The following is an 18,697-nucleotide window of genomic DNA, read 5'->3' on the forward strand; positions in this document are numbered from 1 at the left end:
CGTGCCAGAGAATGTGTCTAGGCTTACCCTGAATAATGCAGCTGGCAATTCGCCATCCAGTCGGATGAACCCGTTCATTCGGACCAACCCGTGTCCAACCATGCGCTGCCGCGTAAGTCATCCCCGCCACCCTCTTAGTAATGAATTCGCGTTTGGAACTGGCCGGCCTCGTACACGTCGACCGCATTCGGCGATTGCGGCTGTTGCCAGACGACGTGGTCATACACAGTGACAGTGACTGGATCGCCGTCATATCCACTACCGTCCCCCCCGTTTCGCCAGCTCACAGTTGACGTATCGCCCGAAGGATCGCCGTATACCTGATACGCACCGACCTGGCTGCCTACACAGGCCTGCGGCCCGTAATACGAGTAACCGGTGTTCATATCCGCCACGGAAGGCTTCGGCGTTCCGACCAGTGCGAAACCACTCATGCCACTGTATGGACGAGCTCCGGCCTTGCGTTGCCCTTCGGCCACCCAGGCGCCGGTCGCCGCGGCCGTCGTACCTGCAGGGCAGGGATCGTACGGCGTGTTGTTCTGACGGACGGTCATGTCCGAGTCTTTACACTGCGGCCAGCCGCGGCCGTGGCGGAGATCGTCCATCAGATGATCCATCGCCGGTCCACAGGTGTCCGGTGCCCACGGCCCGCCATTCGATGACGGGTTGCCCACGCAGATCACAACGCGGCATCCGTAATCGTCATCGGCACGGACCATACTGGCGTGACCGCCTAAAGCGAGCGTAGATGCGAGCAACATCAGCCGACCTCTGTTTTTCATCGTCATACCCCACCCCCTTTCCAGGTAAGCGCCTTGCGCCCGGCCCTCATGTATCGCCAGGCACTGCACGTGTTGCGCACGGCCAGGCCCAACAAACAGAATGGCGACGCCGCCAGTGCACCCAACCACATCAAGGCAAGCACGGGTGGCAGCAGGACCCAGACACCGCTCTCCCGCACCAGTCGCGTCATCAGATAAAAAGACATAGGCACCATGAGCGCCGCGAACTGCCCTCCGCCCCCAGGCTGGTGATGCCACCATTGCGATGCCGCCACGGCCGCCGTGACGGCATAGCCGTCCAACATGAGGGCCACAGCGAGCATCCGATACCGGTTATTGATCATCAACGGATCCGGTTGCCCGCACTGCCTTGTGCGAGCCGTTGGCCTGGTCATTGAGCTGACCGTCTTCGTCGTCGTCCCCATAGGTCGTGAACCAGTCGTCTTTGGCCGCAGACTTTGCGGCGCGCTCCGGCCGTGCCGCCGCGCGTCGTGCGGGTCCACCTGCAGGGCGAACGTCTGGGACAACCTCGATTGGCTGCGCCCCCTGCACACCGGACGCCGGGATGGCAGCCGCCACTTTTTGCGCATAGGCGGCGCCTCGCGTCAGATCGCCGCTGTAATAACAGGCGAGCGCCGCGCGTACCGCGTCATCAGCCTGCGCAAACTGCGGTTTCGCGCGGGCGTAGCACGCTTTAAGAATCGCGGCACCAGTCTTGAGGTTCGTGCAGGGCTCAAAGATGGTCTCTGTGGTCTGCCCATACCGCGCCAGATTGTGAACGTTGACCTGCACCAGTCCCATGCTGTAATTCCAGCCGCCGGCGTCGAGCGCCTTGACAGTGGCCAACGCTTCGGGAAGGTTCTTTGGCTGTCTCGCAAGATGACCGCCGACGACGCCGATCGCGAACGGATTGCCGCTGCTCTCGACGGTCGCCACCCGCCCCAACAGCGCGTGATGAACGTCAGGGGCACACTCCTGGGCCAGCGAAACAAAGGACGCTGTAACCGGCGGGGCCGCGACCTGCATTTCCGCTTGTGACGCTCGAGCGGAAAGCAGCATCAGACTCACCACCAGAGGCACGATGGCCAATTTAATGCGGGACATAGAGCACCTTGCTGATTCCCCGCACTCCATCGTCATAACGATGCATCTGCACCACGACGTCTATGAGACTGCGGGCATAGTCGATAATCTCGGCACGCTGTAAGGTCGAACCGAAGCGCATGACCATCTGCGCGAGTCGTTCAAACATGTGATCGGGGCTGGTTGCGTGCAGCGTCGTCATCCAGCCACCGTGACCGGAATTCAGCATTTCGAGCGCGACGTATGCTTCAGCGCCACGCAGTTCGCCCGGAATCACACGATCAGGCGAAAGCCGCAACGACGCTTCCATTAACTCAACTGGCGTCACATTTGCCGTGCCCTGATTACCCCGCGAATACAGCAGGTTCACCGTATTGGCCTGAGGCGGCCGCAGCTCGCGCGCGTCTTCAATCGTCACGATCCGCTCAGCCGATGAGATCTCTTTCAGAAGCATGTTGATGAACTCCGTCTTACCGGCAAAAGTCGGTGCGCTCACAACGATGTTCTTTTTCGCCTTGACGGCGAGCCGCAGGAAGGCCGGCCACGCACGATCCCGATACAACGATGCCAGTTTCTTGTCGGTGTCTTCCGAGTCTGCTAATGGTTCATTGACCCGATCAAAGGCCCCGCTCTCCTCGTAGTACTCCATCGTCAGATCGAGCGTCGAAGGTTTGCGTATCGCGATCGCAATCGTGCCGGCCGGCACCGCTGGGGGTTGAACAACCTGAATACGGAAATCGCGATTCCCTGGCCCCGTCAGTTCCGAGGGTATCGAGGCTGCGAGAAGCGGGCGCTCCGTGTCCGTCTCCTGGTCGGAGTGGTGGGCCACCAGCTCGGCGAAGTCCCGCAACGTGCTTTCGGTCAGTACTGGCGTATCCACTCGCTCCATGAAGCGCATGCCTTTCCGGCCGGCCCATACAACGCCTGGGCCATTCACAGCGATCTCCGAGACATCGGCGGCATCAAAGAGAGGCCGGATGGACTCGGTGCGGTTGAAGAATGCCGGCACGATCGACATGTCAGCGTCCCCGGATCCGTTCGGCGCGAGCCACCGCACCGGCCTGCTGCACGGCGGGACGTTCCATACACACTTGCGCGTCGAAACACTGGCGGGCAACGGCCTTAAGCTTTGCCTGCGCAAGCATCAGGTGCCGTCCGTCATCCCGGGCGACGTCCCTGAATATCTGTGCCTGCAACGCATCGGCAACCGCGTCGTCCAGCTGGCGGCGCAGTTCGCGTTGAACGTGCGAGATATCTGTTGCCATCAATCCCCCTCGCCATCCGGCTTGCAGTAGTCGGAAAAATCCAGCTCGTGCTCGACCTGAATGCGCACGCGCGTGCCCTGGTCGTTTTTGAGCGTCGGCGGGATGTTGACGTAGCCGCCCAGCAGCTGCTGCGAAGACTGGGCCATCGACGACTGGACGTTCTCGCGGTACATCGCAGATGAGTTATTGCGGTCCGAGGACGACACCCCGTAATTCGATGCGCCCGCGCCAAGGATTGCCAACGCCGCGCTCATGCCGAGGATCTGGCCAACGTGGTTATCAACGTCGGCATCGATGCCCGCCGATCCGAGCTGATCGGCAACCGGTGAGTCGACATGGATCTTGACGCCATCCGGACGCAAGGCGACGGCGCTTGCAATGAAGGTTCGTTCCTGCCCCTTGCGCACAGACGAATTCGGTTTGCCTGTAATGCGCGTGCCCCACGGCAGCAGCGGAATCCGGCCCTTCTCCCCATACGCGTCCCGATCCAGCATGATCGTGATTGAGCCAGGCAGGTCAGAGATAATGCGGGGCAGCAGGTGGCCTTCAAGGATGGCACCCGGTTCCATCTTGCATTGCAGGTTCTCGATCTTTTGCGCCTTGACAGTCGAATCGTCGGCGTTCGCAACACTGCGCGCGAAGGCCGAATTCGGATCATTCGGACCGTCGCCGCCTGGTCGACGCCCCAGACCCGCTTCGCCCTGCTGACCATCAGCGGGCGCGCCGGCATCGTCTGAACCATCGCCCCCCGTGTCAGAACCAAACAGGCCCGATTTCATCCGTGCCTCACGTATCGTTTCGGCTTTTCTTCGCGCCTGCTCAGCTGCTGCGGCCGCCTGACGTTGACGCTCCGCAGCCCGTCGCGCTTCGTCCGGATCAACGCCCGAGCTTGCCGCTGGTGCCGACGCAGCTGCCGCCATCGACGCCGGAAGTTTCTGCCGGCCAGCATCCAGCGGAGCGGCCTTCGTCGTGTCTTCGTCAATCTTCGGCTTATCGGAACTGCTCGATGGCGCCGGCGCGTCATGTTTCATCGCGTAGAACCCACCGGCACACAGCAAAAACAGAATCGCGCCGGCGACCGTGAAAAAGGTCTGGCGCCGGCCGCGGGCAGGATCGGCCGCGAGCGACGTCTGCCGCAGCGCATCAGCTGCGCGCCGGCGCTCGTTCAGGCTGTCGCCTGCATCGCCGGGCTCGCCCCTTGGCCGCCCGCTGTCGCGAGGCAGATCATTCGGGTTATCAGGCGTATTCAATTTCCGCCTCCCCAGGGCGAGCGCCGCGCCTGCGTCGCCACACCCTGTTGCGACCGGATCACGCACAAGGTGCGATCACCATCGCGCAGCGTAAATCGGTCAGCCATCTGCTCGATCACCAGGTATGGCCCTTCCCTGCGCATGGGCGCAAGCGCCTCGGTGCCGTCCCGGTCAACTACATAAATGGTCGGCTTGGGCTTGCCGATCGTGGTCAGAAAATAAGTGAATTGCCCGTCGTCAAACACACGCTGCAGGCCGAATGAACTTTCGTCACCCGACACCTGATAATTCCTGTTGACGATACGGGGCTGCGAATACGACGCGTCAGAGACGCCGCCCGAATCGTCGCCCCATCCATCGTTTCGGTCAGCCGGATACAGGAAGCGCACCGCATAGGTCGCGCGGTCCGGATTCTTCGAACTGGACAGGCGGAAGTAATAGACGTGGTTGCTGGTCGTGACCGTCAGATTGGTTCTTGCATCAGGCTCGACCGGCTTGAGCACAAGATGATTGCGAAACTTCAGGACCTGCCAGCCGATTGAATCGCCGATCGCCTTGTTGAGGATCTTTTCCCCAGGCGCGAACTCGATCGTTGTCGCATAACCATAGACCCCAGTGATTTCGTAGACCTGATTCGGATCGAACTGAAGCTGACATACCCGGTTGTCCGTGATCACACAGCGCGGATTTTTGGCCGCTTCTGCGTTCACACCCAAAACGGCGCACGCAATTCCCACTGACCATGCCAGCATGCCGTGGCGAATAGTTTTCATGTCGCTCCCTCTCCTGGTTAGTACGCCGAGGGCGTCACGAAATGCACGATATGCGCGGCCTGTAACGCATCGTCAATCGACGCTATCTGCAGGTGGTAAGTGCCGCGCGTCGTCGTGACATTCAGCCCCATCTTTTCGCCTGGCTTGTCGGCCGTCACCTGCAGCGTGTCTCCCGTTCGTTGAACATGAAAGACCGGTGCCGTGCTCTGCGCGATGGCCTTGATGTGTTCGTCGCGCGGAAAGTCAATCGCCAGCAAGGTCCTGTCAGCAACCGTCAGGTCGTAGATCTGGTCCGGCATATACGGCAGGCGCTGCACGGTGCCTTCCGTACCCCGCAGGACAGGATCAGCAGCTGTTACTGCGTGAGCCACGGCCGACAGCGCCACCGCTACTGCCACTGCCGTCAAGGCACCCCTGACTCTTCGCATCTCAACCTCCAGATGGGGCCGGCGCACCCGGCTCTGTGTTCGGCTCGAAGCCGGTCACCATGAATCCCGTCCCGTTGATGTAGCGGTTCTGCGGCGTCAACGCCTGCTTCACGAAGTCGTAGCGGAACAGCACATGCCAGTACACCGTCTTGTTGTCGCCGTTCCCGTCGTTGTAGGTCGTGAACGTTGCTTCGGCTTTGTGATCGTCCCGGTCGAGAATCCGCACGCGAACATCCCTGACCCGGCGCACCGTCGTCTCGGCGATGCTGTAGTACGGGTTGTCCTTGTTCTTAGCGTCCATCTCGTGGTTGAAGCTGTCCGCAACGTTCGATGCAGAATGCAGCCTGACGTAATCAATATGGTCCTGGCGAAACGCGCGGTCGAGCGTGTAGCGTTCCGTCACGTAACGGGCAAGCTCGCTTTCGATCACGGCATCTTTCGAACTGAGCACCGCAGGTGTGCCGATCTCGCTTTTTGCGACGTGGTTGTGCGTGTCAAGGGTGAGCACCACTGGTGGCACATACTCCTGATTAGCCTTGTCATAGGCCATCGAAGCCAGCGCAAGGCCCGCGATCGGCCACGCTACCAACGCAAGCAGATATGCCCGATTCCGGGATAGGCGAATCGCTTCATAGGATTCGGCTGGCGGTGCGTCAGGCGCTGACGCATTCCGTGCTCTGGATGCTTTCTGAAGAATCGCGCTCACCATTGACCTCCATCAGATGCGCCGCTCGAAGGTGCTGTGCCTCCTGGGCCGCCCGGTTGCCCGGCACCCGATGGGCTCGACATGCTTGAAGTGCTCGTAGCGCTGCCCGAGGACAACGCCCGCTCGATTCGCGCAAGCTGGTTGCCGTGAGCAGTTTGTGTGCTGCTGATACTGGTCAGTGCAGTCGCTGCACCCGGATTTGCGCCGGCGCCGCCTCGCCCACCGCCGGAAAACTTCGACATGATTTGAGACATCATGAAGCCGCCGATCATGTCCGCCATGCCGCTGCCGGCGGCGCCGCTCGACGTCAGAGCGGATGCCAGGGGGCGAATGGTAAAGGCCATGAAAAGCGCTATTGCGCCGGCGATAATGATTGCGGCGAATGCATCTTTTGCCGTCATCGCATTGGGATCCATCTTCGAGACGAACTGGTCGGTGATATCGAAGCTGAATTTCACGATGACGCCGAGCAGGATTCCGACCAGTGCGAACTTCGCCATTGCCGCGAACCAGCTCATTCCGAATCCGCGCGTGCTGTTCCACATCAGCGTTGGCACGAACAACGGGAACAGCAGCATCGTGACTGCAAAGCCCATGTCGGACCCAACCTTCAGGACGAGAGCAATCAGGACCATTGCTGAATTGACGATCTGCAACGCCAATCCGAGAAGAACGATGCCGATATTGAGCATGGATTGCTTCATCATCTGGCCCGATGCATCTGAAAACTTGTTGTAGTCGTTCTCCAGATACTGTGTCATCGACTGTCCGCCCATCAGCGAACTTACGGTGTCGTCGCGCAGCTCCTGGAATGAGTGAAAAATCTGTCCGGCCAGGCCGCCCCAGTTCAATGCTGCAAACACGAACATGATCGTGAGCAGCATCCTCACCAAAGGCCATACGTCCGCCGGATCGCGCCCGGAATGAACCCGCATCACCTTCACCGCCACCCAGATCATCGCGAGGTACAACGCGGGTTGCGTGACCGCGTGCCCCAGCACCGGGTAGTTGGTCGACAGGAACGCTTCCGTCCGCGAGGGTATGCTGTCGAACAGCGTCTGGATGAATTGATCTACCGGATCGGCCATGTCACTTGCTCGCGCCGAAGAACCTATCGTTAAGCGCTGCGGCTGCGGCCGTGCAATCCCTTGCTTCCGGCGTGTCGGCGCCGATCCCGATACCGTGGTTCTTGCATTCGGCCAGTCGTTGCTTCATCTCGCCCTGATGCGCGAGGTAATACGCTTCGGTCTTCGGATCGAACGCCGGCACAGTCTGCGCGGGGGGTTCGATAGTGCTGCGACCCGTGCCACTGGTATGCACGACGTAAACGATCAAGCCTCCGCATCCAACCACTGCGACCGCGAGAAGGAACCAAGTGAGTTTGCCTGTCCACGTCATATGCCTGTCTCCAGTTTCAGTCACCCGTGCGCCGGCAGGCCCACGGTGCACGAGTTACACCTGATGGCCGATCGGATGAAAATCGCACGCGCACGGCGATTTCGATATCGCGCCGGAATGCGCACAACCGGCGAGACACGTGGCCCCGGCGATCAGAAGGTAAAAAGCGATGCGTCGCATGTCGATCCTCACTTCGATACGTTCTGAAAAAACTTCGTGCGAGCCGCCGTCGCCTGATTACTTTCATTCACCTGGTTCGCTGTCAGATTCGCATTGATGGCCTGCAATTTCGTTTGTGCGGACTGCGCCATGCCCAGCTCGGCCGACATGCGGTTCTGCAGATCGGCTGCATCCTTGACGTTCTGCGTCGTGTCGACCTGTTGCGACAGGTTCTGGAAGTTACGCAGGTGCGTTTGCGCCTCGTCGTACAGAGACTCTCCGCCAGCCAGCGCCGAGCGAACCGAGTCGGTACTCATCTTGTAGTTCGCGCCCTCGCCCTTGTCCGCGAAGTCATCGGGTGACATCGTGTTCATCACTTTTTCGTACGTCGCCTGTCGGCTGCCGTAGATGCCGCTCTTCTGCTGCGCCACCACGTCCTGCCAGCTGCCGGGCACGATCGACGAAGCATCAAGCGCATCCGTCAGACCGGACGCGCCGCGTCCATACGAATTGGTCATCGCGCCGTACTGCTGCTTGAGCTGGTCAAGCTGCTTGCCCATCGCATCCAACTGCTGCGCAAGCTGCATGGCCTCCTGGATGTTAACCACCGGGACACCGGTCGCGAATGCGGACGTCGACGTGACCATCATTGCGATGGCCGCTACGGATATACCTTTCATTTCTGCACCTCCGCTTCCTGTTGCACGGTTGACATCCGGACGAATACGCGCAAAGCATCGCGCTGCACGTCGTCGAGTTCGTTATCCGCCACCACGCGATGGTCAGCGATCGTCTCGCCATAAAGTCGCGCCAGCGCGCAGCCCACGACGCTGCCGGCAAACCCGGCATCAGATGACGCGCGCACACGCCACCAGTGGATCGCCCCTTCTATTTCACCGAGCGTGAACTGCATGCCGCCGCTCCTGGTTGGCCATCCAGTACACCCTAAAGCCTCGCGCCCACGACCACGCATACACAAGACAAAGCGCGAGCACGCCGTACTGCTGCGATTCCCATGCCATCCAGAACCAGAAAGGTTGCCCTGCAAGTCCACAGATGCAGGCCCACCTCCTCCAGTGTTCGCGTCGGTCCTGCGACAGGAAAATGCTCGCAGCACCAAGCACACCGATTGCAATCTGTCCGATCACAGGTTCACCCCACGTCTCAAGTCAAACGTTGTGCGTCCGTTCAGATAGCGCGCGCGCCATGAACACCGGGACCCACCGGCTCGGGTCCGTTGTGCCCAACTCGGCGCGAACACGATTCATCAACTCAACCGACTTGTCATTCGACGACAGCACGGCCACGAGCTCAGGCATGTCCGACATATCAAACGAGGCGCGCACACTGACTCCACTGCCCTTCTTGATGAGCACCTTGTAGTCCTCCGGCACCGCACGTTCGATAAACTCGAACTCGCTCTGCGAAAAGTCCAGGTTATCGACGTAGTCCCGTCGATCTGCCTTGTCGTTGGCGAAATAGAAGCTCGTTACAGCCTGATTCTTGACGGCCGCTACTGGCCGATAGAGAGCGCTAGGCTCGGGTGTAATGAAGAGCGTCGCGCAGTTGCGCCGGCGGAATGTCTCTCGATATGTTTCGATCTTCTGTTGCCAGAACGGGTTGCGGATCAGCATCTGGGCTTCATCCCACACGATGATTGCGGGTGATCCGTCGAGCGATTGTTCGATACGATGCGTCAGATAGTTGAGCAGGACAGGAAGCTCCGGCTTCGCTTCCTTGTCCTTCATCAGCTCCCGCATCTCATAGCGGTAATGACGGTGTGTTGCCACATCGAGCGTGTCATGTTCGTTGTCGAAAACCGCTGCATTCGCGCCATCGCCGTGCCACACGGCAATCGCCCGATACAGATCCGAATTCTTCCCGCCGAAGCGCCACGCGAGATTGCGGAGGCGCCGATCCTCGAACCTGGTCTTGCTGTCCTCGAAGTTGTCGTTGACCGCTGTTGCAATCCGTTCGATGTCGTCGACCGTGAGCACATAGCCGTAACACGTCGCCATCATCTGCAGCAGCTCGCGCAGCATCGCGCGGTTCTGTTCCGTGTCGGGCATCTTGCAGGGATTGCCAAGGGACCGTGACAGGCTGAGTACGATGTCGGCGCCGCCCATGGCCTGCATGAACACGGTGCTCCCGTTCTCGCGGTCGAACCAGTGCACCCGGGGCTCAAACTTATCGGCCTGGCTGGTGACCATCGCGACAAACAGCGTCTTGCCCACCCCCGTTTTCGCCCCGAAATTGCCGTGTGCGGGCACCATCCCCGCACGCTCCTCATGCAGGTTGAGGTAGTAGCCGGTCTGACCTTCCGTCGGCAGAACCATGAGGCATTCCCCCCAAAGGTTCCCGTCGAAGCGTCCCTGTGGAAAGCTGTGCAGCGATGCAAAGGCGGCAAACTGGATCGTCTCGACCTTGCCGACCCGGCCGTTGTGCCGCTTCGTGGCGCCCGGTATCTGAGACCACACGGCGCGCTCCATGCCGGTCGTCTCAACAACAGGCTTCACGCCCCAGCTCTTGAAACACTCGCCTGTCTTTCCGACGGCATCATCCAGCGCCTCGAGCGCCTTCACCGCAGCATCCTGCGAGCGCCCTTCTACCGGCACATGAACAAGGACGCTCATGTGATGCGTGCCGAGCACGGCCTTGTTGGCCGCCTGCCGCATGCGCAGAGCGGTGATTTCCGCCGACATACCGGCAGTCGTCCGGTCGTGCGACAGCCGGGCCTCACTTGTCGACGTCGCCATGCTGGCGTCAAGCTTGTCGATCGGAAAAAACTTCTGCGTAACGATCAGTTCGGCGTGCAGCCGCTGGAACCGGTCTGCCATCCCGGCGACAGCGCCATCGGGCCAGCGCGACATGGCAAGCACCTGTCCGATGCGGCGATGGTTGAGCCCGTTGACCTCAAAAACGTCTTTCCCCAGGATCGGGTTGCGGCCGAAATGCAGATACGAACTCGCGATCGCCTGGGCCAGGTTGTACGAGTCAGCCAGCACGGGGCCGTCTTCCTGCGTGAGCAGATAGCGCAGGAAACGCGCCATCTCACAACAGGGTCCGATTTCCGTTTCAACGCGGCCCAGCCGGCGAGGCGCGTAGTGCGCCAGCGATTTCATCAGCGAATTGACCTTCTCTTCAAGGTCACGCGCCTGCCGCGACTCCGTTTCAAGCTTGTCGTTGGCGCCAGAAGGATTGAACGCATTGAATACGCGATCGAGCCGCCCCACTACCCCGCTGTAGTGGCGGTAGCGCACGATGGCAATATAGATTTCGTGCTGATACAACGACCGCGTCTGGAAACGCGCCTTCAGCTTTTCATTGAGGAAATTCGGAAACCAGTTCGAATACTTGCCGGCGGGCCACCGGTTGGCCTTGCGCCGGATCTCGTACACGTAGATGCCCACGTTGCTGTCAGCGATCGACTCCAGCGCGGTGTTCCGCTGATGCTTGTAAGCATCGACGCCGATGTCATCCAGCATTTCAGCGTAGAGCCCCTGGAGACGCACAATCTGCACCAGTCCGCTGTCGAGCGTGCGCAACGTATGGCCGTTGTAGTACGCGTTCAGGCCGAACGGAAGTTCGCGCGATGCGTGCAGATCGGCCGCATCATCCTTGTCTGCCTCGCTCCGCTGAACGAATGGCGACGCGCCGAAATGACGATCAAGAAAGTCACCGAGGGGCATAGGTCTTCGCTCCGCCCCAGTATTTGAGGCTACGTGGCTTCGCCGTCGCGCCAAAACTCTGATACGCGACCGAGAACGCGAACATGTCTTTCGCGGTGATGAGATAGGCGCCGATGACCAGGAAGGGCACGGCAAGCATCACCGGCCACCATTTGAGGAACATGAAGACAATCGCGGGCAATACGAAGGAACCGAGAAACAGTTCAGCCAGGCAACCCCATATCATCCAAGGCTGCACCATGCCCTTCGGGATTTCGTGTACTTCGCGCATGACCGCGCCTCAGATCTGCGAGGAAGCGACCGACGCCGCATAGCGGACGATCGACGGGACCGCGAAGAATACAAATGAGCAGATAACTGCGATCACGGCACCCTTCATCGGAATCCAACCCTTCGGCACTCCGAGCACACAGATGCCGAGAATCGCCATGAAGACATAGGGCCCAGCATCAACGAACAGCCAGCTAACGAAATCGCGGACCAGGCCAGTGCCAGTGCTGTAGTCCATCGCATAGGCGAATTGGGGGAACACTGCGGCAACAAACAACAGGGCCAGCGTGGCCACCGACTTGCTCCGTGAGCGCGTCAGGGTGGATGTCTTGCTGGACAGGAAGTGGTGAAACGTAGGCGCGAGCGCAGCCGCGCCTATAATGGCGGAAGCCATAGTGAGTCCTCACAGGGTTACAAAATGGTCAGGTTGGTGTCGGTGTTGGTAGCACCGGCATCAACCGCTTCAACACAGCGGCATCACTCCTTTTTGGTCAGCACCCATTCGCCAACTTCGACAAAAATGTCCTTGGGGTGCTTACAGTTCTCCTGCACGAAAATGATTGCGTCCGATAGCTGGCGCCAGCCTTTAGGCACGCCCCTAGTCGTATCAATCTCGTACACCCGATCCTTGTCACCCAAGTGGATCTCGACGCGCCAGAAGCCACCTTCCGCCTTTTTGATCCACACAATGTAACTGTACTGATGCGTCTCCGCGACCACCGCCAGCTCGCGTTTAGTGAGCCCCATTCGTTCCTCGTTGAGTAGCAAAACGAGTTTTTTTGCCACACGCCGAGAAAGTGCGCCATCAATCCGCATCTCTATTTCTCATTTTAGTAAATCATTCAGCAAAACGCAAATTTGCAAAATGAAAGCGAAAATGGAATTTGATGCAGCATCGCACGCCTGCCACGCTTTGGCAACCGCGCGACGGGGTTGAGCGGTCATAGGGTGAGCCTTGGCTATGCAGCCCTGACCGCGATATTCGAAGTCGAAAAGGCATCCCGGATGCGTTGTGCGAACGTGACGGCATGCTCGCCGTCGCCATGCAGGCACAGTGTCTGGGCACTGACCTGAATCCAGCTGCCGTCACACGCACGGACGCGGCCATCACACACTATGCTGATCGCTTGCCTGCACGCCTCGTCGTCGCTACTGAACACCGCGTTCGGCTTGGATCGCGGCACCAGCTTTCCTGCCGGCGTGTAAGCGCGGTCGGCGAAACCTTCCTCAACCGCAACGAGGCCTTCTTGACGTGCAATCCGGATCAGCTGGCCGCCTGCAAGGCCGAATACTGCAAGATCAGGGTCGAGGTCGCGGATCGCATGAACAATGGCGCGGGCGAGGTCAGAATCCTCCTCGGCCTGGTTGTAAAGCGCGCCATGAGGCTTGACGTGATTTACCCGGCCGCTCAGTCCCGCGACGACCGCAGCATGGGCACCCACCTGGTATTGCACGCCGGCATACACCTCTTCCGGCGGCAGGACCATTGCAGTCCGACCAAAATTCTCCCGGTCCGGGAAGCTCGGATGCGCGCCGATCGCCACACCCCGACGTATTGCCTCCGACGTGACGCGGCGCATGGTCAGGGGATCGCCCGCGTGCCATCCGCATGCGACGTTGACCGACGTGGCGTACTCGAGCAGCTCGGCATCGTGAGGAAAGCCCTCGCCGAGATCGACATTCAGATCAATGCTTTTCCCGCTCATCCTTTGCCCTCTCCTCTTCAGGTACACAATGGCTGGCTGTACGAACAGCGCCGTCGCCAATAAATACGTACTCGAAACGGCATACACTCCCGTTCACTCGCACATGCAACGTGGCAATCGGTTCTTCGATCGCATTCCACGGCATCAGGATCTCGGCACGCTCTCTGGCAGACATATGCGACGTGCTCGCGAGCACTAGAAAAACGTAGGTGCCGATCACGCCAGCGGCCACAATCACGCTACGCATCGTCATTACCCGCGAACGCCCTGTTGGGCTTCCAGCAAGCTGATTGGACACGTGTCCTGCGCCTCCTCCAGAAACGCCTTGATAGCTGCGGAATATTCAGCTGGCACGCGTGCAAGCCATTCCTTCATGCGGGCATCACCCGCCTCGCGAAGATGCGTTCGAAAGCCGTCATCGATCGAGGTGTTTACATTGACACCCGCCAGCCGCATGGCTGCATAGTTCTCACGGATGCGCGTCGGCAACGTTGTCCATTGACGGCGCTGTACGTCTTTGGCCGCCTTATCGATCTGGGCTCGCAACTCGTCCGGTAACGCCTCATAACGTGTCTGGCTCATCACGACAAATGACACCGGGAAGGCGTAGTGAATCGCGGTGAAGTTTGGCAACTGTCCGTGAAAAGACCTTCCAACCGCCCCATCGCCTGATGACAGGACACCGTCCAGCGCACCCGTCCGTAACAGCGGGCGTACGTCCTGAACGGGTAGCGCGGTTGCGCTCATGCCCAAGCCCCTAAGAACTTGAGCAGAGCTGTCGTCGTAGGTTCGTACGCGCAGGCCGGCCATGTCGGCCGGATCTGACACCGGCCCGCGCGACCAGAGCCCGGTCGGCGGCCACGGTGAAATAAACAGCATGTGAAGTCCGGCACGCAAGAATGCGCGGCGGTACAGCGGCTCAACCACACACGTAAGACGCTGGGAGTCGCCAAGTGAATGCACCTGGAATGGCAGCGTAGGCAACTCGAATATCGGATCCAGCTGTGCGAGCGACCCACCAAACACGTCCGCAACGTGCAACCGTCCGTCTTGAACCGCCGCTACAAGATCCGTCGCGCCAGCCTTCGCCTTGAACTCTGGTTTGCCCAAAACCTTGCCACCAGTCTGGCTGGCCAGTGCACTGGCGAAAAACGCGACGCCCCGACCGGCAACCGTGTCCGCCGGATACTCAGTCGCAATTGACCACGTCTGTTGTGCGTGGGCGAGTCCTACGCAGCAGACCAGCGTGCTGGCGACAGCCAACCGAATAAATAGTTGTCCTAACCTGTTAAATTTCATTTGGAAGCAAGCTGCGAGCGACGGGGGGAAGCTGCCAATCTCCCGGCCGAGAGGCGCATCGGCGACCTTTGGACAGACTCTAGCCGGAAAAGCGAGGGAAATTCCGTTTCCGAATTACCATTCCCAAACACAGAAGCATTTGGTATGATTAAAGGTTTTCAGCGTTTTCAGACGCTTACTCAATCAGCCCGCAATTGACGGCCGTGGCGACCGCCTTGTTGATGTGGGAAGTACCCATTTTGTCGTTGATTCTCGGATACACAACCCCATAAACCGTCTTTACGGACACGTCCAGGACGGCCGCGACATTGGATGCCGTGCCGCCGCCATGCACCATCCGCAGGACTTTCACCTCCTGCTCACTCAGATCAAACTGGCTGGTTGCCTGCTGTCGCAGGCCCGCCAAATGCCAGTCAAGCAGTTCGCCCGCGAGCGCCCGCAGCAGGCGCCGATTGCGCCACAAGATGCCCTCCCCGACCTCCCTAGGCTCCGCATTGCTGGCCTGAAGCATGACAAGTAACGAATTCGTACCTGCATGCACAGGGCAGACCAGATTATTACGAAACCCGTGTGCGGCCGCCTCGATGGCCAGCCAGTGAGAGTCGCTGTATAGATCCAGTTGGGACGACAGCACAGGCGTCGCGTTGCGTTTTGCATATTCGAGCAACGGATCATTCATGTACCACACATGGTCAATGTACTTGTTCAGCCATGCGGGATCGCAGCCGACAAGATACCGATGCTCAGTGACGTCACCCGATTTTTCATCCAGTACGAGCCAGCTGAAAATGTATTGCTCAGCACCGAGTGCTCGCGTCACGGTCTGCGCAATCGGCAGCAACTCCGCCTCATGGCGGCAATGCTCCATTGCCCCAATCTGGTCGAGAAAATCGCCAGGTGTGACGGGCCGCTGTACAGCGGTCCGTCGCCCCCCACCCTCTGAAAGGTAACGCTGCCGCAGAGCCATATAAGAGCCTTGCAGGCTGTCGCCATATGGGTCCGCCGATGCGAAGTCATGAAGCGCACCGTCACTACCGACGGGAAATACCTGCGTTAACTTGACACCGCCAGCGCGCACGAGCTGGCGCTCGAGCGTGAAAAATGCGCCACCTCCTCGGCGCAGGCGCAACGTGACTTCATCTCGGCCGACTCGATCCACGCCCTCATAGACGATCTCTTCACGCTCGACCGCGACTCTGTCGGTAGCTAGCATGGACATGCGACTAGGCCGCCCTGACTATCGGAAGCGCCGCAGCCGACACCGGTTTTGAAAAGTAGAAACCTTGGGCCATTACGTTTCCGAAACGCGACAGCCACTCGACCTGCTGCTGCGTCTCGACTCCCTCGACCACCAATGACAGCCCGAGGTCGCGCGTCAGCCCAACAAGGTGCGTGAGCATCGCCGACGAGGCCTTTTTGGCGGGCACATCGCGCGTGAAATACCGGTCAATTTTCACGCCGTCGATAGACAGATTGACCAGATTCGAGAGCGACGAATAGCCGGTGCCGAAATCGTCGAGAACAATTTTCACCCCTGCCCTGCGCAGCGCTTCGAGCCTGGTCCTGACCAAAGCTGATTCATCAAGGACGACCGTCTCCGTCACCTCCAGTTGCAACCGGTCCGGTTCGATCATGTAGTCGTTCAGGCATCGCGTAACGGCATGGACCACATTGCCGGTGGTGAACTGCATGGGCGATACGTTGATTGATAAGGTCAGTTGTCTCGGATCCGCGTCCTGCCATTCCCGGAAGTCTTGGCACGCCTGGTCGAGCACGAATTCACCGATCTGCACAATGAACCCGCTCGACTCGGCAAACGGGATGAACTCGGCTGGCAGTAACACGCCCTTTGTTGGATGCCGCCAACGCACCAGGGCTTCGACGCCCCGCAGCTCCCCGTCAAGGCTGACGATCGGTTGGTATTCGAGGAAAAATTCACGGTTTATGATGGCGCACTGCAACTCCTGGTGCCGCTCAATATCCTGCAGGGCGCGTTCGGACAGGGCCGGCGTGTAGGTACAGTGCTGACTGACATTGGCAGGCTTGCCCGTCTCCTTTGCCGCATACATCGCCAGATCCGCTTGCGTGAGCAAACCAAACTCGTTATCACCCGCATCCTTGTAGACTGCGATACCGATGCTCACACAGATCAGATAGCTGTTGCCGCGCATAACGAATGGGCGGTCGAACAACTTAATGACTGCATCGGCCAGAGCGCTAGCTTTTCGCGTTACCTCCGTATCCTCCACCAGGATGACGAACTCGTCTCCACCGATACGCGCAAGCAGTTGTTCGCATCGAGTCATCTCGGCAAGTCGATGCGCGACCTTCAGCAGAAGTTCGTCGCCCATCTTGTGCCCCAACGTGTCGTTGATCTTTTTAAAATTGTCGAGGTCGATGTACAGCATCGCGAGCCGCTTCGATGGGCCCACGGCCTCCATCCGTCGGCGAAGCGTCTGTGTAAGCAAGTGGCGATTGGGCAGGCCGGTTAAGGAATCGGTTTCGGCCAAGCCCTGTAATTTACCCATCATCACCATGATGATGTATGCGCCCGCGAGCAACAAAACGCTGACGATGGTCGCCATCACGATGTACAGCATCTTTGCGTGACGGTAGGTCGCAAGTGCATCGCGCTCTGACAGTCCGACGAGTACAGCGACTGGGTACTGCGAGAGGTGCCGATACGTCACAAACCGGCGTTGGTGATCGAGGGGATCATCGAACACACCGCCTTTTGCGCCCACCATTTCACGATATGCTGCGGCAGGTGGGCCTACAGGTGAAGCCCTACTCTGCCCCGCTCGTAGGGACAGCAGATAACCGTTATCCGATATAACGGCAAGCATGCCGCCTCGCCCAAGCGAGTCAAGACTGTAGAAGCCGTCGGTAAGGAAGTCGGGGTCCTCCGAAACAACGACAACGCCCGCGAACGAGCCATCAGAGTTGTTCAGACGACGGGTGAACTGCAAAGTCCATTGATTCGATACACGGCCAAGAACGGGCTGACTGATATATAAGCCCGCCTCTGGGTTGGCCTGATGAATGAGGAAGTGAGGCCGGTCACTGAGATTTACCTGCTTCGCATTTTGCGTTGTGGTCTGCAACACCTCACCATTGGCGCCGATGAGGGTTACTTGCAGCGCCGTGTCAGCTGAGATCAGGCCTTGCCGCTGGTATGCCGCGAGGTCAAACGTTGATGGCGAACGCTCGTATTCATATTTCACCCAGCTAACGACGGCATCCGCGTCATGAACGGTCTTGCCGATATGTTGGGAAAATGCCGAAGCCAGCTGCTCCGTCTCTGCAACGGCCAAGTTACGCGTGTCCTGTCGCTCAGCATGGATGCGCGGAAGAATCGCACTCCAGATGACGACGATGATCGTGAGCGCCCCGGCTGGGATCCAGGCGAGAGACCGCGACGGCCGAGGTACTGCTGCAGCTACCCGCGTTCGTAATCTATTGACGCGCGCCTTAAATTTCCCGGCAGAGACATCGCTCATTGTGTCGCCCTCTCTGGCTGGACCAAGTCACCGCCTGCACATCCATCTGACGAATGCACGCATGGTACGAACCCCCGCTCTTGCTGGCAAGCTGATGTGCACGGCGCTTCCATCCTTTCCCGTGTCGACGCCTTGTCGGCGAGCCCGAAGTGGCGCACAACGAAGTGGATGAAATATATGGTAGCTATCTGGTAGCTGAGCTGACGACCCAGGTCGAGAAGAAAAAATCGCAGCGCGCGGCTTCGGCCAAGGGCGCCGACGCATCCCCCGACTTCCATAGATCATTGCGGAAATGGTACGGACGACGAGTCGCAATGTGCAGCAGCGTTTCTTGGTAGCTATCGGATAGCCGAATAATCGGCGCGCTTGCTTCCGGCCTCCAGACCCGG

At 59.4% G+C, this 18,697-nt stretch carries 22 protein-coding genes; 1 reads left to right on the forward strand and 21 read right to left on the reverse strand.

The genetic code is table 11. The features are described 5' to 3' along the window. Positions 1-134: 134 nt before the first annotated feature. From EVC45_RS31065 to virB11, 4 genes are read right to left on the reverse strand one after another with little or no spacing between them, the layout of a single operon-like run. Positions 135-788 (reverse strand): hypothetical protein, encoded by a 654-nt coding sequence (locus tag EVC45_RS31065; RefSeq protein ID WP_129961999.1) that lies wholly within the window; start codon positions 786-788, stop codon positions 135-137. Then, positions 785-1,126, reverse strand: coding sequence for a hypothetical protein (locus EVC45_RS31070; protein WP_129962000.1), 342 nt, complete (start codon positions 1,124-1,126; stop codon positions 785-787). The genes EVC45_RS31065 and EVC45_RS31070 overlap by 4 nt, the downstream gene beginning before the upstream one ends. Further along, a complete protein-coding gene (locus EVC45_RS31075) occupies positions 1,116-1,886 on the reverse strand; it encodes a lytic transglycosylase domain-containing protein (protein WP_129962001.1) in 771 nt (256 codons plus the stop codon). Before EVC45_RS31075 ends, EVC45_RS31070 begins: the two co-directional genes overlap by 11 nt. Then, positions 1,873-2,883, reverse strand: a complete 1,011-nt coding sequence (virB11, locus tag EVC45_RS31080; RefSeq protein WP_129962002.1) for a P-type DNA transfer ATPase VirB11 — start codon at positions 2,881-2,883, stop codon at positions 1,873-1,875. Before virB11 ends, EVC45_RS31075 begins: the two co-directional genes overlap by 14 nt. Between virB11 and EVC45_RS31085 the strand changes: the two genes are divergently transcribed. Further along, the gene (locus tag EVC45_RS31085; RefSeq protein WP_129962003.1) at positions 2,858-3,160 is read left to right on the forward strand and encodes a hypothetical protein; all 303 of its coding nucleotides are present in this window, start codon (positions 2,858-2,860) and stop codon (positions 3,158-3,160) included. The two genes, virB11 and EVC45_RS31085, sit on opposite strands and share 26 nt — an antisense overlap. On the opposite strand, the gene EVC45_RS31090 is transcribed toward EVC45_RS31085, so the two are convergent. The 17 genes from EVC45_RS31090 to EVC45_RS31175 all read right to left on the reverse strand — a co-directional run bounded on the left by EVC45_RS31090 (position 3,130) and on the right by EVC45_RS31175 (position 18,308). Then, positions 3,130-4,380, reverse strand: coding sequence for a TrbI/VirB10 family protein (locus tag EVC45_RS31090; protein WP_129962004.1), 1,251 nt, complete (start codon positions 4,378-4,380; stop codon positions 3,130-3,132). The genes EVC45_RS31085 and EVC45_RS31090 overlap by 31 nt on opposite strands. Then, positions 4,377-5,153 carry a TrbG/VirB9 family P-type conjugative transfer protein gene (locus EVC45_RS31095; protein ID WP_129962005.1) on the reverse strand — a complete coding sequence of 259 codons (777 nt, stop codon included), beginning with the start codon at positions 5,151-5,153 and terminating at the stop codon, positions 4,377-4,379. Before EVC45_RS31095 ends, EVC45_RS31090 begins: the two co-directional genes overlap by 4 nt. Positions 5,154-5,170: 17 nt before the next feature. Then, positions 5,171-5,581: a TrbG/VirB9 family P-type conjugative transfer protein gene (locus EVC45_RS31100; protein ID WP_129962006.1), complete on the reverse strand. Its 411-nt coding sequence runs from the start codon at positions 5,579-5,581 to the stop codon at positions 5,171-5,173. A 1-nt stretch (position 5,582) separates the two neighbouring features. Next, positions 5,583-6,290, reverse strand: coding sequence for a type IV secretion system protein (locus EVC45_RS31105; RefSeq protein WP_129962007.1), 708 nt, complete (start codon positions 6,288-6,290; stop codon positions 5,583-5,585). Then, the gene (locus tag EVC45_RS31110) at positions 6,284-7,375 is read right to left on the reverse strand and encodes a type IV secretion system protein (protein WP_129962008.1); all 1,092 of its coding nucleotides are present in this window, start codon (positions 7,373-7,375) and stop codon (positions 6,284-6,286) included. The genes EVC45_RS31105 and EVC45_RS31110 overlap by 7 nt, the downstream gene beginning before the upstream one ends. A gap of 1 nt (position 7,376) precedes the next feature. Then, positions 7,377-7,685: a hypothetical protein gene (locus tag EVC45_RS31115; RefSeq protein ID WP_129962009.1), complete on the reverse strand. Its 309-nt coding sequence runs from the start codon at positions 7,683-7,685 to the stop codon at positions 7,377-7,379. A 188-nt stretch (positions 7,686-7,873) separates the two neighbouring features. Beyond that, a complete protein-coding gene (locus EVC45_RS31120) occupies positions 7,874-8,524 on the reverse strand; it encodes a type IV secretion system protein (protein WP_129962010.1) in 651 nt (216 codons plus the stop codon). Beyond that, positions 8,521-8,757 carry a DUF3717 domain-containing protein gene (locus tag EVC45_RS31125; protein WP_007182888.1) on the reverse strand — a complete coding sequence of 79 codons (237 nt, stop codon included), beginning with the start codon at positions 8,755-8,757 and terminating at the stop codon, positions 8,521-8,523. The genes EVC45_RS31120 and EVC45_RS31125 overlap by 4 nt, the downstream gene beginning before the upstream one ends. A 256-nt stretch (positions 8,758-9,013) precedes the next feature. Continuing rightward, the gene (locus EVC45_RS31135) at positions 9,014-11,533 is read right to left on the reverse strand and encodes a hypothetical protein (RefSeq protein ID WP_129962012.1); all 2,520 of its coding nucleotides are present in this window, start codon (positions 11,531-11,533) and stop codon (positions 9,014-9,016) included. Beyond that, entirely contained in the window at positions 11,520-11,804 is a 285-nt protein-coding gene (locus EVC45_RS31140; protein ID WP_129962013.1) for a VirB3 family type IV secretion system protein, read from the reverse strand. The genes EVC45_RS31135 and EVC45_RS31140 overlap by 14 nt, the downstream gene beginning before the upstream one ends. 9 nt (positions 11,805-11,813) lie before the next feature. Then, complete coding sequence (locus EVC45_RS31145; RefSeq protein WP_129962014.1) at positions 11,814-12,197, reverse strand: mating pair formation protein; 384 nt, start codon at positions 12,195-12,197, stop codon at positions 11,814-11,816. An 83-nt stretch (positions 12,198-12,280) separates the two neighbouring features. Beyond that, the gene (locus tag EVC45_RS31150) at positions 12,281-12,619 is read right to left on the reverse strand and encodes a hypothetical protein (protein WP_211193504.1); all 339 of its coding nucleotides are present in this window, start codon (positions 12,617-12,619) and stop codon (positions 12,281-12,283) included. A gap of 143 nt (positions 12,620-12,762) precedes the next feature. Then, the gene (pxpA, locus tag EVC45_RS31155; protein WP_129962015.1) at positions 12,763-13,509 is read right to left on the reverse strand and encodes a 5-oxoprolinase subunit PxpA; all 747 of its coding nucleotides are present in this window, start codon (positions 13,507-13,509) and stop codon (positions 12,763-12,765) included. Continuing rightward, positions 13,490-13,756 (reverse strand): hypothetical protein, encoded by a 267-nt coding sequence (locus EVC45_RS31160; protein WP_168991565.1) that lies wholly within the window; start codon positions 13,754-13,756, stop codon positions 13,490-13,492. The genes pxpA and EVC45_RS31160 overlap by 20 nt, the downstream gene beginning before the upstream one ends. Positions 13,757-13,761: 5 nt before the next feature. Further along, on the reverse strand, positions 13,762-14,808 hold the full coding sequence (gene dctP / locus EVC45_RS31165; protein ID WP_129962017.1) for a TRAP transporter substrate-binding protein DctP: 1,047 nt from the start codon (positions 14,806-14,808) through the stop codon (positions 13,762-13,764). Positions 14,809-14,983: 175 nt separating this feature from the next. Then, positions 14,984-16,027 (reverse strand): autoinducer binding domain-containing protein, encoded by a 1,044-nt coding sequence (locus EVC45_RS31170; protein WP_129962018.1) that lies wholly within the window; start codon positions 16,025-16,027, stop codon positions 14,984-14,986. Between the two features lie 4 nt (positions 16,028-16,031). After that, positions 16,032-18,308 (reverse strand): EAL domain-containing protein, encoded by a 2,277-nt coding sequence (locus tag EVC45_RS31175; protein WP_129962019.1) that lies wholly within the window; start codon positions 18,306-18,308, stop codon positions 16,032-16,034. Between the last annotated feature and the right edge of the window lie 389 nt (positions 18,309-18,697).

Origin of the sequence: Paraburkholderia sp. UYCP14C (assembly GCF_004197395.1) — a bacterium.
Classification (GTDB): Bacteria; Pseudomonadota; Gammaproteobacteria; order Burkholderiales; family Burkholderiaceae; genus Paraburkholderia.